11 protein-coding genes and 2 tRNA genes are annotated in these 12961 nt (G+C 42.2%); 6 read left to right on the top strand and 7 right to left on the bottom strand.

What is annotated here, in order from left to right; translation table 11 throughout:
* Positions 1–85 precede the first annotated feature (85 nt).
* Entirely contained in the window at positions 86–304 is a 219-nt protein-coding gene (locus ACE1B6_RS29220) for a hypothetical protein (protein ID WP_413260820.1), read from the top strand.
* On the opposite strand, the gene ACE1B6_RS29215 is transcribed toward ACE1B6_RS29220, so the two are convergent.
* Positions 299–1090 carry a TrmH family RNA methyltransferase gene (locus ACE1B6_RS29215; RefSeq protein ID WP_413260819.1) on the bottom strand — a complete coding sequence of 264 codons (792 nt, stop codon included), beginning with the start codon at positions 1088–1090 and terminating at the stop codon, positions 299–301. The genes ACE1B6_RS29220 and ACE1B6_RS29215 overlap by 6 nt on opposite strands.
* 80 nt (positions 1091–1170) lie before the next feature.
* Positions 1171–1252: transfer RNA gene (locus ACE1B6_RS29210), tRNA-Leu, on the bottom strand.
* A 370-nt stretch (positions 1253–1622) separates the two neighbouring features.
* On the opposite strand from ACE1B6_RS29210, the gene murA reads away from it, so the two are divergent.
* The 3 genes from murA (at position 1623) to ACE1B6_RS29195 (ending at position 4128) form a co-directional block, all read left to right on the top strand.
* The gene (gene murA / locus ACE1B6_RS29205; protein ID WP_413260980.1) at positions 1623–2990 is read left to right on the top strand and encodes a UDP-N-acetylglucosamine 1-carboxyvinyltransferase; all 1368 of its coding nucleotides are present in this window, start codon (positions 1623–1625) and stop codon (positions 2988–2990) included.
* A gap of 200 nt (positions 2991–3190) precedes the next feature.
* Entirely contained in the window at positions 3191–4066 is an 876-nt protein-coding gene (locus tag ACE1B6_RS29200; RefSeq protein WP_413260818.1) for a M48 family metallopeptidase, read from the top strand.
* Positions 4045–4128 (top strand) — tRNA-Leu (locus ACE1B6_RS29195). Before ACE1B6_RS29200 ends, ACE1B6_RS29195 begins: the two co-directional genes overlap by 22 nt.
* A 72-nt stretch (positions 4129–4200) precedes the next feature.
* Here the strand turns inward: ACE1B6_RS29195 and dndE are convergent.
* The 3 genes from dndE to dndC form a co-directional block, all read right to left on the bottom strand.
* Positions 4201–4587 carry a DNA sulfur modification protein DndE gene (dndE, locus tag ACE1B6_RS29190; protein ID WP_413260817.1) on the bottom strand — a complete coding sequence of 129 codons (387 nt, stop codon included), beginning with the start codon at positions 4585–4587 and terminating at the stop codon, positions 4201–4203.
* Positions 4588–4974: 387 nt separating this feature from the next.
* A complete protein-coding gene (gene dndD / locus ACE1B6_RS29185; protein ID WP_413260816.1) occupies positions 4975–6975 on the bottom strand; it encodes a DNA sulfur modification protein DndD in 2001 nt (666 codons plus the stop codon).
* Positions 6976–7126: 151 nt separating this feature from the next.
* Positions 7127–8749 (bottom strand): DNA phosphorothioation system sulfurtransferase DndC, encoded by a 1623-nt coding sequence (dndC, locus tag ACE1B6_RS29180; protein WP_413260815.1) that lies wholly within the window; start codon positions 8747–8749, stop codon positions 7127–7129.
* Positions 8750–8914: 165 nt separating this feature from the next.
* Between dndC and ACE1B6_RS29175 the strand changes: the two genes are divergently transcribed.
* Positions 8915–9601: a hypothetical protein gene (locus ACE1B6_RS29175; protein ID WP_413260814.1), complete on the top strand. Its 687-nt coding sequence runs from the start codon at positions 8915–8917 to the stop codon at positions 9599–9601.
* A gap of 6 nt (positions 9602–9607) precedes the next feature.
* On the top strand, positions 9608–11614 hold the full coding sequence (locus ACE1B6_RS29170) for a ParB N-terminal domain-containing protein (protein ID WP_413260813.1): 2007 nt from the start codon (positions 9608–9610) through the stop codon (positions 11612–11614).
* Here the strand turns inward: ACE1B6_RS29170 and dndB are convergent.
* Positions 11611–12654, bottom strand: a complete 1044-nt coding sequence (dndB, locus tag ACE1B6_RS29165; RefSeq protein WP_413260812.1) for a DNA sulfur modification protein DndB — start codon at positions 12652–12654, stop codon at positions 11611–11613. The two genes, ACE1B6_RS29170 and dndB, sit on opposite strands and share 4 nt — an antisense overlap.
* Positions 12647–12928 (bottom strand): hypothetical protein, encoded by a 282-nt coding sequence (locus tag ACE1B6_RS29160; RefSeq protein WP_413260811.1) that lies wholly within the window; start codon positions 12926–12928, stop codon positions 12647–12649. The genes dndB and ACE1B6_RS29160 overlap by 8 nt, the downstream gene beginning before the upstream one ends.
* Between the last annotated feature and the right edge of the window lie 33 nt (positions 12929–12961).

Below are 12961 nucleotides of genomic sequence, written 5' to 3'. Positions count from 1 at the left end.
TATGAACTTAAAACTCAAAACTTCCCTCAGTCCCCAGTCCCCAGTCCCCAATCCCCAGTCCCCAATCCCACTTTAGGAGTTAGTTATGGAGAACGATAAACGAAAAATGCGTCAAGCGGCTGCCGAAGCTTTTATGGCATCTCTTGGCGACTTCGAGAATATGTTTGCTGAGGGTGAGGAAAAGTCTCCCTCTGTGTCTGGAAAAGCGAAGCCTCCTAGCAAAAAGAAAGAGGTGGATCTTTTTGAGGAGGCGTTGGCTGATATTGATGAGTTTATGGAAAAGCGATCGCCGCCCGAATTATAAGTTTTTCTGATGTCTTTGCCGTTGGGCTTCGTACAAAATTACGGCAGCTGCGATCGCGACATTTAAAGATTCCACCCCTGGACTAAGGGGTATTTTCACTTGTTTATCTGCCAAAGCTACCAAATCGGCGGATAATCCTGCGCCTTCGTTGCCTAATAAAATTAAGCTAGGTTTTTGAAAGTCCGTTTCCCAATAAGTTAAATTTGCTTCTGGTAAGGTTGCTACTACCTGCATTCCCTGTTTTTGACATTCGGCAACCACAGTTTTTAAATCTGTTGTAACTGCTATTGGTAGGCGAAACCACTGTCCAGCTGAGGCTCTTAATACCTTGGGATGGTCTAAGTCTACACTATCAGAACTCAACCATAAACCAGAAACTCCGGCTGCGGCTGCGGTACGAATCATTGTCCCCAAATTGCCGGGGTCTTGAATCGTTTCTAATGCTAGTACTGACCCAATGTACGGAACTTGGGTGCGGAACGTGGCTGCACGGGCGGCTGTGGCTACTACACCGTCTGGTTGTACGGTAGTTGCGATCGCCTTTATCACATCTGCACTAACTAATTCTAATCTCTGACAGCGTTCCGAAGCTTGCTGCCAAAGTTCTGGGTATTTCTTCTGCCACTGCGGAGTACAACAAACCGTGATTATTGGATAATCAACGGCAATGGCTTCTGTTAAAAGATGAGTTCCTTCCAATAAACAAAGCTGCTGTTCTTGCCGATCTTTGGCTTGGTGCAGCTTGCGAATTTGCTTTACCAGTGGGTTTTGCAGGCTGGTTAACATGATAAATTTTAGATTTTGGATTTTAGATTTTGGATTGAATGGTCGATCGTAAATCTAAAATCCAAAATTGAAAATTGAAATGCGGAACCCGGGACTTGAACCCGGAAGGCTTGCACCACATGAACCTGAATCATGCGCGTCTACCAATTCCGCCAGTTCCGCTTGTATTTTATTAATTTAGCACACAATCTACCATTATGGGGTAAGTTATTTGGTTTGTCAATAGGGGACTGGGGACTGGGGACTAGGGCACAAGGAGGAGTTTTGAGTTTGTAGGGGCGGGTTTAGCAGATAAATCTGTGTTCACAGCAGAAGAGTTAATAGCAAAACCCGCCCGTACAGAGTTTTTTTTTTGCCTCTCTGCCCTTCTGCCCTTGAAGCCTTCTGCCTTCTGCCTTTTCTCAGTCCCCAGTCCCCATTTCGTGTTATAAAAAAAACTTCTGCATTATGGACATCTGGAAACTTTACTGTAGAATCTAAACCAAAATTAATGAAGACGCACGAATTGTGAAGTAATTCGGAGGACAGGACAATTACTCGCGTTACTGGTTTAACCGAAACTAATGCCAACACCAAAGAAGACCAATCGGTTTTAGAAATTTTGGGTGGCACTCCCCTTTCAGGGCAGGTCAGAATTAGCGGGGCGAAAAATTCCGCCCTAGCGATTATGGCAGGGGCTCTGCTCTGTTCAGAAGATTGCCGTTTGCGAAACGTTCCATCGTTGATGGATGTCCGGCGAATGGGTGAGATTCTGACAGCTTTAGGTGTGAAGGTAAAACAAGATGGGGACGTTTTAGACATCAACGCCCAGGACATCAGCCAATCCCAAGCACCCTACGAATTAGTTAGTCAGTTACGGGCTAGTTTTTTTGTGATGGGGCCAATGCTGGCGCGGTTAGGGGTGGCAAAGGTGCCGCTTCCGGGTGGTTGTGCGATCGGAGCCAGACCTGTAGATCTTCATGTCAGGGGTTTACAATTAATGGGGGCAGATGTGCAAATCGAGCATGGGATGGTTAATGCCTTTGTTCGAGGGAAAAGCCGTCGCTTAACAGGTGCCCACATTTACTTGGATTACCCCAGCGTTGGTGCCACTGAGACAATCATGATGGCGGCGACGTTAGCAGAAGGAGAAACGACGATCGAAAATGCGGCGCAAGAGCCAGAAGTCGTGGATTTAGCGAATTTCTGTCGAGCAATGGGGGCGCGGATTAAGGGTGCAGGAACTAAAACGATTGTGATTGATGGAGTTGAGCGCCTCCATTCTACGGACTATAGTATTATTCCCGATCGGATTGAAGCTGGAACTTTTTTGGTAGCAGGAGCGATTACCCACTCGGATTTGAGTTTGTATCCTGTAGTTCCAGATCATCAAATGGCAGTAATTTCTAAATTGCGGGCAATGGGGGCTCAGGTATTTACCGAAGGGTCTGATTGTTTGCGAATAGTTGCTAGAGAACGGCTGAGTGCGACGGATATTGAAACTTTGCCTTATCCGGGATTTCCGACGGATATGCAAGCTCAGTTTATGTCTTTGCTGACTTTAAGTGAAGGAGACAGTGTAATTTCCGAAACTGTGTTCGAGAATCGCTTGCGCCATGTGGCAGAGTTAAATCGAATGGGTGCGGATATTCGCGTCAAAAGTCATCATGCGATCGTTCGTGGTGTACCTATTTTGTCCGGTGCGCCTGTTTTGGCGACGGATTTAAGGGCTTCGGCGGCGTTAGTGCTGGCGGGGCTAGCAGCGCAAGGAACAACGATTATCAAAGGATTACAGCACCTCGATCGAGGTTATGAAAATCTGGAGATAAAGCTGCAAAAAGTAGGTGCTCGTTTACGTCGGATTCCGTTTGAAGGAGAAACTGAATCAGCAAACGAAAATTCGCTCAATGTAGTTGGATAACGTTTAGGTGTGAGTGTGGGTAGCTTCTATAGGCTACCTTTTCACACTCTTCTGAGGCAGGGGAGATAATATTAATTATTGATTTCAAATCTAAAACTAGGATCGTTTGAGGAGGGGTTGATTTCTTGCTGGTGGTGAGCGATCGATCTTTTCCTAAACTAAGCCAGATTTATTTGTTGTTTACTAAAGAAGTTCGCCTCATGTTTTCCCCAAAGACTACTTTACTCGGTTTAAAAGCAGATCATTTTCGTCATCCTCTGGATTTAGAGGCAACTCAGGCGATTAAGCAGTTGCCAGGGATTGATTTAATGGTCAGAAATTTGTTGGGCCCGGTGGCGGAACAGTTTTTTTATTTAGAAAATATTGCGGCTAGCGTGCTGGTGGGTGAGAAACAGTTGCCGGAATTTCACAAGATGCTGTTAGAGGCTTGTGAAGTTCTGGATATGGAAGCGCCACAGCTTTACGTGCGCCAGCATCCGATTCCTAATGCTTATACTTTTGCGATGCGGGGGAAACAGCCATTTATTGTGGTGCATACTTCTTTGCTGGAGTTGCTTTCACCACCGGAGATTCAAGCGGTGATTGCTCATGAGTTGGGACATTTGAAGTGCGATCATGGGGTTTTTTTGACGATCGCTAATATCATCGTGTTAGCAGCATCGCAGTTACCTAGCTGGGGTGCGGTGTTGGCTCAAGGGTTACAGCAGCAAATGTTGCAGTGGCTAAGGTGTGCGGAGTTTACTTGCGATCGAGCGGCGTTGCTAGCGACTCAAGATCCCCGTGTAGTGAGTTCGTTGTTGATGAAGTTGGCGGGTGGTTCCCCAACTTTAGCTTCGCAGTTGAATTTGGATGCGTTTTTGGCTCAGGCTAGGGCTTACGATGACATTAGCAATAATGAACTGGGGCAAATGCTGAAAGAGGCGCAGACGATGAATTTGACCCATCCTGTGCCTGTGTTGCGGGCTAGGGAGATCGATCGCTGGGCAAGTAGTAAAGAATATCAGGGGTTGCTAAAAGGAGAGACTATGCGTTATAGTAATAAAGCCGATTCCAAGGGCGGGTGGCGAAACTGGTAGACGCACTAGACTCAAAATCTAGCTCCCGCGAGGGAATGAGAGTTCGATTCTCTCCCCGCCCATGAAGCAGAGGGGCAGAGGGGCAGAGGGGCAAGAAAACTCTGTTAACCCAATCCCTAGTCCCTAGTACCCAGTCACTTTTTAGTGGCGATCGCAATTAAATCTTCTATCTTTTTAATATTGGGATCGCCTGCTAGGTAGCCGATGCCTCGATGGAGGTGGAGGCGGAACTGGTGGGCGAGGGTTTCTTTGTCTGTTCCTAGTTTGTCGTTGTGACAGCGTTGCTTGAGGGCGAGGATCAGGATGTCGGACATTTCGCCGCCGAAGACTTTCCAGGTGAGTTCGACGTTGCTATCGGCGGGGATGGGGACGGGGGAGGGGATGCTTGCTTCGGCTAGAGAACGGCAAAATCCCCAACGGCAGAGGATGTTCCATTGGTCTATTTTGGTGTGGCGGCGCAGTTTTAGTAGTTGGTCTTTGGCTGTTTGGGATAGTTTGATGGTGTTTACTGGGGGTTCCATAAGTTTTTTTTAAACAATTAATTTAGTGTAGGGGCGAAGCATTTGGGCGATAAATTTTGCAACTTACTAAAAATATTTGTGTCCAAATGCTTCGCCCTGTCTTGGTTAATATAAGTTATCTGTGGGGGAGGGCGAAGCATTCGGATTGTTATATTAACGTGCTGTAGGGGCGAAGGATTTGGGCGATAAATTTTGTAACTTACAAAAAATACTTCTGTCCAAATGCTTCGCCCTGTCTTGGCGCAAGATTGTAGATACAGGTTGTCTGTGGGGGGAGGGCGAAGCATTCGGATTGTTATATTTTGGTTGTGTTTCATAAATTGTCGCCCGAATGCTTCGCCCCTACAGAATTTTGGTTAAATATACAACAAATTAATCTGATTCATATTACCAGAAATACCCATCTTTTACAATTGTTTGGCGCTCATTTCCATCATATTTTAATAGGTATTCTCTGGCGATCGCTTCCAATTTTCTCAAGTTCTCTACTTCTGTTTTACCAATTTCTGTATCTGTAGAAAGCAAGATTACTTGATGACTAGCTGCGGGAAAATATCTCTCTATTAAGTTTTGTCTATGGGAGGAGTCTAATCTTCCTAATGGGGTGTCGATCGCTACTGGTAAATGTCTCCCTGATACTCTCGCTAATCCCCATAAAAATGAGATGGCTAATAGTTGTTTTTCTCCAGCAGATAACCGATGTTTGGGTACGGCTTTTCCTTGGGTATCATATAGGGAAAGGCTGAAGCTTTGGGTGTCTATTACTATGCGATGTACTAGGTCGGTTTTATGTAATAAATAGCAGAAGCATTGGGTTACTTCTTTTTCTAGTTTGTTGAGTTTTTTTAGGGTTAGTTTTTCTTTGAATAGTTTGAGGGTATTTTGTACTTTGGCAGCAGAAGTTATGATATGTTGATTGTTTCTTAGTTTGATGTGTTCTTGGCTGTATTGTTCGATTTCTTTGCGGGTTTTTTCTAGTTCTCTTTTGCTTTCTTCGACGCGCCGATTTGCCATTTCTTTGGCGGCTTGGGCTTTGGCTAATTCTTTTTGGGCTTGGCGGACGTTTCTTTGCAGTTGTTCGTAGATTTCGGGGGAGGCGGCGATCGCTAATTGTCTCTCCAAAAATTCAATATCTTTCTCGATTTCTTTGAGTTGGTTGATTTTTTCTGCGCCGATTTCTTCTTTGGCTTTTAGTTCGTATTTCAGCAGGTTTTCTAGTTGTTCAATTACTTCTGTGTCGGCTTGTAACCAGGGTTTTTCGCTACTGCTGGCGGCTTGTTCTAGTTCTTGATATTCTTGGTCGAGGAAGGTTTTTATTTGCTCGATTTGTTTGGCTTTTAGGTCGAGTTTGGTGATATATTGGATTAGGCGATCGCTTCTTTTTTGTAAGGCTTCTTTTTCTATCTTTGCCTGTTGTTGTTGGGTTTCAATTTCGGCTTGAATTTGGATTTGGTTTAACAGCGGAGTTATTAAGGCTAATGGTAATACTCCGGCAGCTAATTCTACCATTGTTTGCCGAGTGGTATTGGCTTGTTCTTTGAGGTCGGTTTGTTGTTGATCTAATTGATTCCGTTCTCCGGCAATTTTTCCGCCTTCGGAAATGAATTTTTCTTCGGCTTGGCGGAGTTTGTTTTGTTTGTCTATTAATTGATTATTACAGCTACCTTGTTCTTGGGTAGCGATGTCTCTTTCGACAATCAAATCTTTAAATTTGGTTTCTAATTTTTCCAGGGCGGCGAGTTCTTTTGCCCCGGCGATTTCTTTGCGTTTTCTGCTAACTAATATGTCTAAGTCTACTGAGAGGCGTTCGGCTAATTCTAAGCCTAAAAGGGAACGAATTGCATCCACAACTAAGGGTGGTGGTGTTTCTAATTCAGCGAGTTCTTTGACTTGTTCGCCGTCGAAAAGGAAGAGGTTAGAAATTCCTAATGGTAAGAGAGTTTCGATATATTCATCCCAAGCGTTTGTTAAGGCTTTGTCGGGCCACCATTCTTTGAGATAATCATCGTAAACGAGAATTCCTAATGTTTCTTTGCCGTCTTTGGGTTCTTTTGTCCAATATCTGACGACTTTAAAAATTGTCGGTTTGTCTTCTTGAATATGTTCAAAAGTTAATTCAATCCGGGTAGTTTCTGTGGGTGGGGTGTTGCGGTGTACTGACTGATTTAAAAATTCGCTATAACTTAAATTTCCCCTGGTGGAACATTGGGCACGATTTCCATAAAGGGTGAGGCGAATGGCATCCATGAGGGTGGTTTTTCCGCCGCCATTCATGCCACCAAATAAGATAATTGGACGAGTTTCGCCATCATTTTCTGGGCGCAAGTTGATGATATTTTTTCCCAGGTAAGGGCCAAAGTTTTCTAAGGAAAGTTCGAGGAAAATCACGGTTTTTTTAGGGACTGGGGATTGGGGACTGGGGACTGGGGACTGGGGACTGGGGACTGGGGACGATGGAGAGGTTGGGGACTGGGAAAGGTAGAAGGATAAATTTATTTCTCCTCTGCCCCTCTGCCCCTCTGCCCCTCTGCCCCTCTGCTTACTCTTTGGGGGCAAATTTTAGGTCTGCCCAAGAGAGTTGTTTGCCTTGTTCGTTGTCTTCTGTTGTTTCTTGTTCTTCGTCTTTTTTGTTAGGTTCGGGGGTTTCGCCGTTTAATACTGGTCTGATTTGATCAATGTTTTCAGCGTTTTCTTTGAGGGATTCGACGGCGTTTTTTAAGTGACGTTGGTAGTGGGCGTTTTCTATTGCTTCTTCTTTGGGGCGAGAACTGGTATCGAAGGATTTTTCTATGGTGTCGTAGATTCCGGTACGGCGAGTTTTGGTGTAATATTGCCGTTCGGTATCTAATAGTTTCGCCATCAGTTCTAAGTGCATTTGGTCTTCACATATTTCTTCTAAAACTGCCCATTCGTCGCTTCCGAGTAATCTTCTTTCTACTCCTGGGCGGGTGTCTTGGAAGGGTTCACCTGTGACTTCTTCATAAATGCGGGGTAAGCTGTCGTCAAATTCGTGTTTTTCTTCTAGCCAAATGCGGCGAATTTCGCTGAGTTCTTCTTCTGTTATTAAGGTGATGTCGCGCATTTCTGCGGGGGCGGTTTTGCGAATTTGGGTTTGTGCTTCGAGTACTCTTCTTAACCAATGTTCGCGCCAATATTTAGTGTATGGGCCGGGAATTGGTTCTACAATTTCTTTACCAAATAGCTCAACTCTCCCATATATGCGGCGAAAATCTCTTCGTTCTCGATCGTCTTCTATATCCAATTCGTTACGAATGTCTAGTAAAGGCTGCATCCATTCTTTCTCTTCATCATTTTGGATCATTGCTTCCATAGATTTATCTTTACTAACCATCGTGCAAACCCAACAGCCAAAGCGAGAATCACCACAGCTAGGGGTAGAAGTATCAACCACTAAAGGACATTCATTATCTGCTGTTGCACCTCGATACATAGTGAATAAATCTTTGTTGCTATTACCCCAAGGATTTTGCCACTGATTTAAATAAATCCAAACTTCATCATTACGCCAATCTTCTACCGGACTGTACACTAAAGAGTTAATTAGCCGACCATTTGGACTAAGACGATCGCGTACTCTACCTACTTCATGCTTACTCATCGTTGCTGCTCGTTTAGCACTTTCAGCCTTTCGAGTACCCAAGATAACTATAGTTTCTCCATTGAGCCGAACTATATCGCGGATGAAGTTATTAACGGGTTGAATTTTCATGCGATCTGTACACCAACGAAAGGCATTTCGTGGCGCTGGATACCCCTTACCCATTAAATTCACCCAAAATGTATCTTTAATTTCGGGATGAAGTAGATGAGGTTCAATGGGCATCTTTTGCTCTTCAGCAGAAATTTTCATACGTTTTATAGAATTGCGAACCCAAGCAGAAACTATAGGGTTTTCCACTCTTGTGTCTGTAGTGATTACATGAATTGTCTTGGTTCTTTTTTCTTCTGGAAGTTCTGCGATCGCATTCCATACAAGCTGCAATACCGCTGTTGAATCTTTTCCACCCGAATATCCTACAATCCAAGGTATTGCATCCAAGCTATACAAATTTTGGATCTCAGTAGTAATAGCTTGAACAGACTCGACTAAATCTGTAACGCTGCGTGATTCTTGCTTTGTATTGTTTTTTTGTGGTATCATAGCACATTTATACGTTTTATTTACTTATTAATATATTTATCTTCTAACCTAGCTGTATGAACCTAGCGTATGAAATTTTAAGATTTTTATGTATTTAAATCAATGACAATGGGAATACTAAAAATAACAAGATACAATAACTTCATATTGAGAGGAGTATAATTTGTGGCATGGCTACACACAAATGATGCTGTGCAGCAGCTTAGTGAAAATGTAATACTTTACGATCTAGCTCAAATGCGAGGAAAGAACGCTCTTTTGAGTCGCATTCCTGAACATATTAGTGGCGTATATGCTTGGTATCGCCGCTTTGAGCTTGATCCTAATGCGAAGAATGATCCTGATATATTCGTTAACTCTATTCTTGATGAACTTTGCAAAGATCACTCGGCTCCCAGAGAGACAGGACTTCCCCCAATGTATAGAATAATACTTAAACCAGAAACTTCATTTTCTAAAGAACTTATATTGAAAGAGCTATCTGCTGATTCAGCCTTCCGCGAACTACTTTTTATGCTGCTGAATAATTCCCTTATATTTCAGCAACCACTATATATAGGTAGGGCAACAAATCTATATTGTAGAATTCGTAACCATCTTCGTGAAGGCAGTATTCTACGTGAACGCCTTGGTGCAGCTGGTCATAATATTAGTCGGTGTAGACTTTTATTAATTTATACTTCGCTTAATACATCAAGCCTTGATATAGATCTAGATAATACTGTTGATGACAACGAATTTGATCATCAAGCCATTCAAGATTGTGAATTCTCGGAGTTTGGTTCAGAGATCCTAATCGAAGATATTTTATCTAGGTTATTTCTTCCATCATTTACTCTCAGATATGGGTGATAAAATATGCTAATTATTTCCAATAATGAAGGCAAAGCAAGGTTCAATAAACCACTGTATGGTTTAACTGGAACTTATACTTTATCTGAAGGAATAGCACTTCCGTACTTTCTTTCTCTAATTGAGATCAACCGAGCTATTGATGAGCTTAAAATTGCTGAACAAATTCCCGCTTCCTTAGACACAAAATGGTCTCTAAAGGAGCTTTTCCAGAGAGAAATAGATGAAAAAAGAGTAGAAGATGATATTGTTAAAGGTTATCTTTTAGATCCCAAAAAGCTAAAGTTTTTCAATGCTATTACCATCGTACTTATGCCAAAGGGACAGGATGGCAAGATTCAGGATACTTTTGATGATTCTATAGCTATAGAACCTCCACCGATTCCTTGGGATGGTACTGATCCCGAAGACGCGCAATGGAAGCATCAAGACGCTAAAATAGCTAACTTTAATGGAGTTCAATTTGTTTCCATCGGACTCTCCGCAAGGCTTAGATGGGATGAAGATCGTGTTCTAGCAGTTGCTGTAGATGGGCAACACCGACTTTGGGCACTTCGTACATTTCGTGAGGATCAAAAGTTTCGAGGTGGCACTCTTCGGACTGTAGAACAACAAACTAAAATTCCCGTAATATTCGTCTTGCTTCATCATAATGCTGGGTTCCAGAATGTCCAAAGTGAAGCAGATTACTCTATTCGGGGAATTGCTCGTGAGTTATTCACTGATTTAAATAAGAATGCTAAGACTGTAGATAAGGCTAGAGAGCTTATACTTGATGACCAGAGCATTAATGCACAATGCGTCAGGACATTGGTTACTGAAAAAACAGGTGAAGATGCCAAAGATAGACTTCCTCTTTCTCTAGTACGTTGGCAAGATGATTCCAACAGGTTTGATAGTTCTTATTACCTAAATTCCCTAGTACATCTGGATCTCTTAGTTTCGGCAACATTAGATCTGAAACCACCTCGTGATCCGATGGAAAAAAAACAAGTTATGGATTTCATAGAAAGTATTAATTCTTCACTTGGCATAAATGAACAAGAAGTTGAGTATGAGGGACGCTCACTTAGTAAATACTATTCAGAAGATTACTGTGATGAAGATGGAGAACCTGATACACCATTTGCACGTTTACCAGAGAATTATCTTGAGTCAGCAATAAAAGGCTTCAAAGTAAACTTTCGTCCCTGGCTAATTAAACTTTTACTTGATTTTAAGCCATACCGGAATTTACTTCTCTATGCTCGTGAGCATAATTTAATTGAAGGTAAGTTCGGTATGTTCCAAGCTCAAACTAGTAAACACAAAGGTATTATCAGAGAACAAGAAATTGCCAGAGATAGTGATTGGCATAAGCGAGAAATATTAGCGCATCAAACTGGAATTGCTACTATGAAAGAACAACAATGGGCTTTCAAAGCTATATTCCAGAAAGCAATGGTTCGATTAGGAAGAATGGTGGAGTTTGAATACAAAGGAAAAGACAAAAACTTAGGCAATATAGATAATGTTTTGAGCTTTCTTGATCGGCTATATGACAAAGGCGTTCTGAAAGTAGATACAAGCTTGTCAAATTATCCATTTCGATTATGGACTTTTGTAGCTATAAACCCTGGTAATGACAAAATTAAGGTTGCCAAAGCAGTAGAAGATAGAATTTTTTATTTGTTGTGCTTATGGTACTTCGGTTCGCGCAAAATAGAAATTGATATTGCCAATGGAGAACCTATTTTGTCTAAACGGAAACTTCTAAACTTCTTTAAGGCAGAAGCAAATAGAACACAGTGGCCTAATTGTAATGAGGCTTATAAAGTATTATACAGAGGTTTTGATACCAATGCCTTTTACGGAAAAGATCACGAACAGTTAACTAAAGAAAGAAAGGAAGAAATGGTACGTGATAGATTTTCTAGTTTACTTGCTGCTGGCTTACCGCAATTTGATAGGCAATTATCAAATGATGGGGTTTCTGAGGACGAAGATGAATTTGACTCAGCACAAGAAAGTTAAAGTAAACCCAAACGCTGCAAAATATACCCCCTCAACCAACTAACACTATCACGAGACTTAGAAAACCCGCCCTTAACCAAAATCCTCCCTTGCCAATCCCCATTAAAACGTGACCAATCAATCTCCTTCAACCCCTGCAAATAACCCTCCCAACCATCCAAAGAAAGCAAAAAAGCCCCAACTTCACCCAAAGCTAAAAGCGCCACTGGATGACAATGAAGGTAATCTCTTCGCACCTCTCCTGCTGCCACTTTTTTAGATAAAACCTGTTGCCAATCAGGGATATTTTCACTCACAAGATGCCAAAACCGCACAGCTAAATCTAGCTGTTGAGACAAAGGGAGATGCTGACAATTAACCAACAAATTAATAGTAGCATTATAAATCCGATCAATCGCAAATAACTTCCCCGATCGCGCCGACAAAACGCTATGTTCAGTATCAGTCAAACAACGAAAAACTGTAACTTGTTTCACCACTTCTCTAACTAACTCAGCGGTGCGATCGTGCTGGTCATAAAGTATATTTAAACAAGAGTCAGTCACTACCGGAAAACGGTTTAAATCCGAGAACATTTGTTGCGATCGCTTTAACCCAATATCCAAAAACAAAATCAGTGCGATCGTCTCATAACCTAAATCAGGATTCTCCTTTAATGCTAACTCCAAAGCTGCCCGTCGATGCTTGCCATCATTAATCGAAAATTTCGCATCCATTGGCACTCGCAACCGCCCAATTTTCCGTTCTTCCGCCTCCGTTCCTATCGGTTCAAATGCAATTTCTGCATCGATAGAAGCGGTAATTGCTGAAAATATATAAGTAGTTGGATGTTTTAAAATATATTGACTTATTTCGGGAATTCGTGCTAAATTAATCTCGCGACTTGCCCGTAATTCTGGGGGAGTTTCTTCTTCATCTAAGGGGAAAAGTTTCGGCAAAATTCGCACTGGGCACATAGAAACATAATACTCGCGTCCGGCTTGAATTCCCCGAATCACAGGTAAAATATATTCAAAATTAGCGATCGCAGTTTTAACCATTTCCCACCTCAAGTCGTCGGATTAAATATTCTAAAAGTCTCTCTTGTTTCTCTTGTTCTGCGGCTAAAGTTGCCTGAATTTGTACCATTTGATTGATCGCTTTATCTGTTTGAATTTGAGTTTCTATTAGTTGCCTTAATACTTGGTTGGTGATAGTTTGTTCTTGGGCTAATTGGGAGATATTGCGATCGCTTTGTTCGATAAACCGTTCTAAAATCGCCTCAATGCGGTCTAATCTATCAGAGGAATTACTGTTAGTTGGTGTCTGGGACATCTTTTTATTTGAGTATTCATACATATTGACATT

The organism is Floridaenema fluviatile BLCC-F154 (genome assembly GCF_041929135.1).
In the GTDB taxonomy this organism is placed as follows: Bacteria; Cyanobacteriota; Cyanobacteriia; order Cyanobacteriales; family Aerosakkonemataceae; genus Floridanema; species Floridanema fluviatile.
The sequence above is the reverse complement of the archived record's forward strand: the minus strand, read 5'-3'. Positions and strand labels throughout refer to the sequence as shown.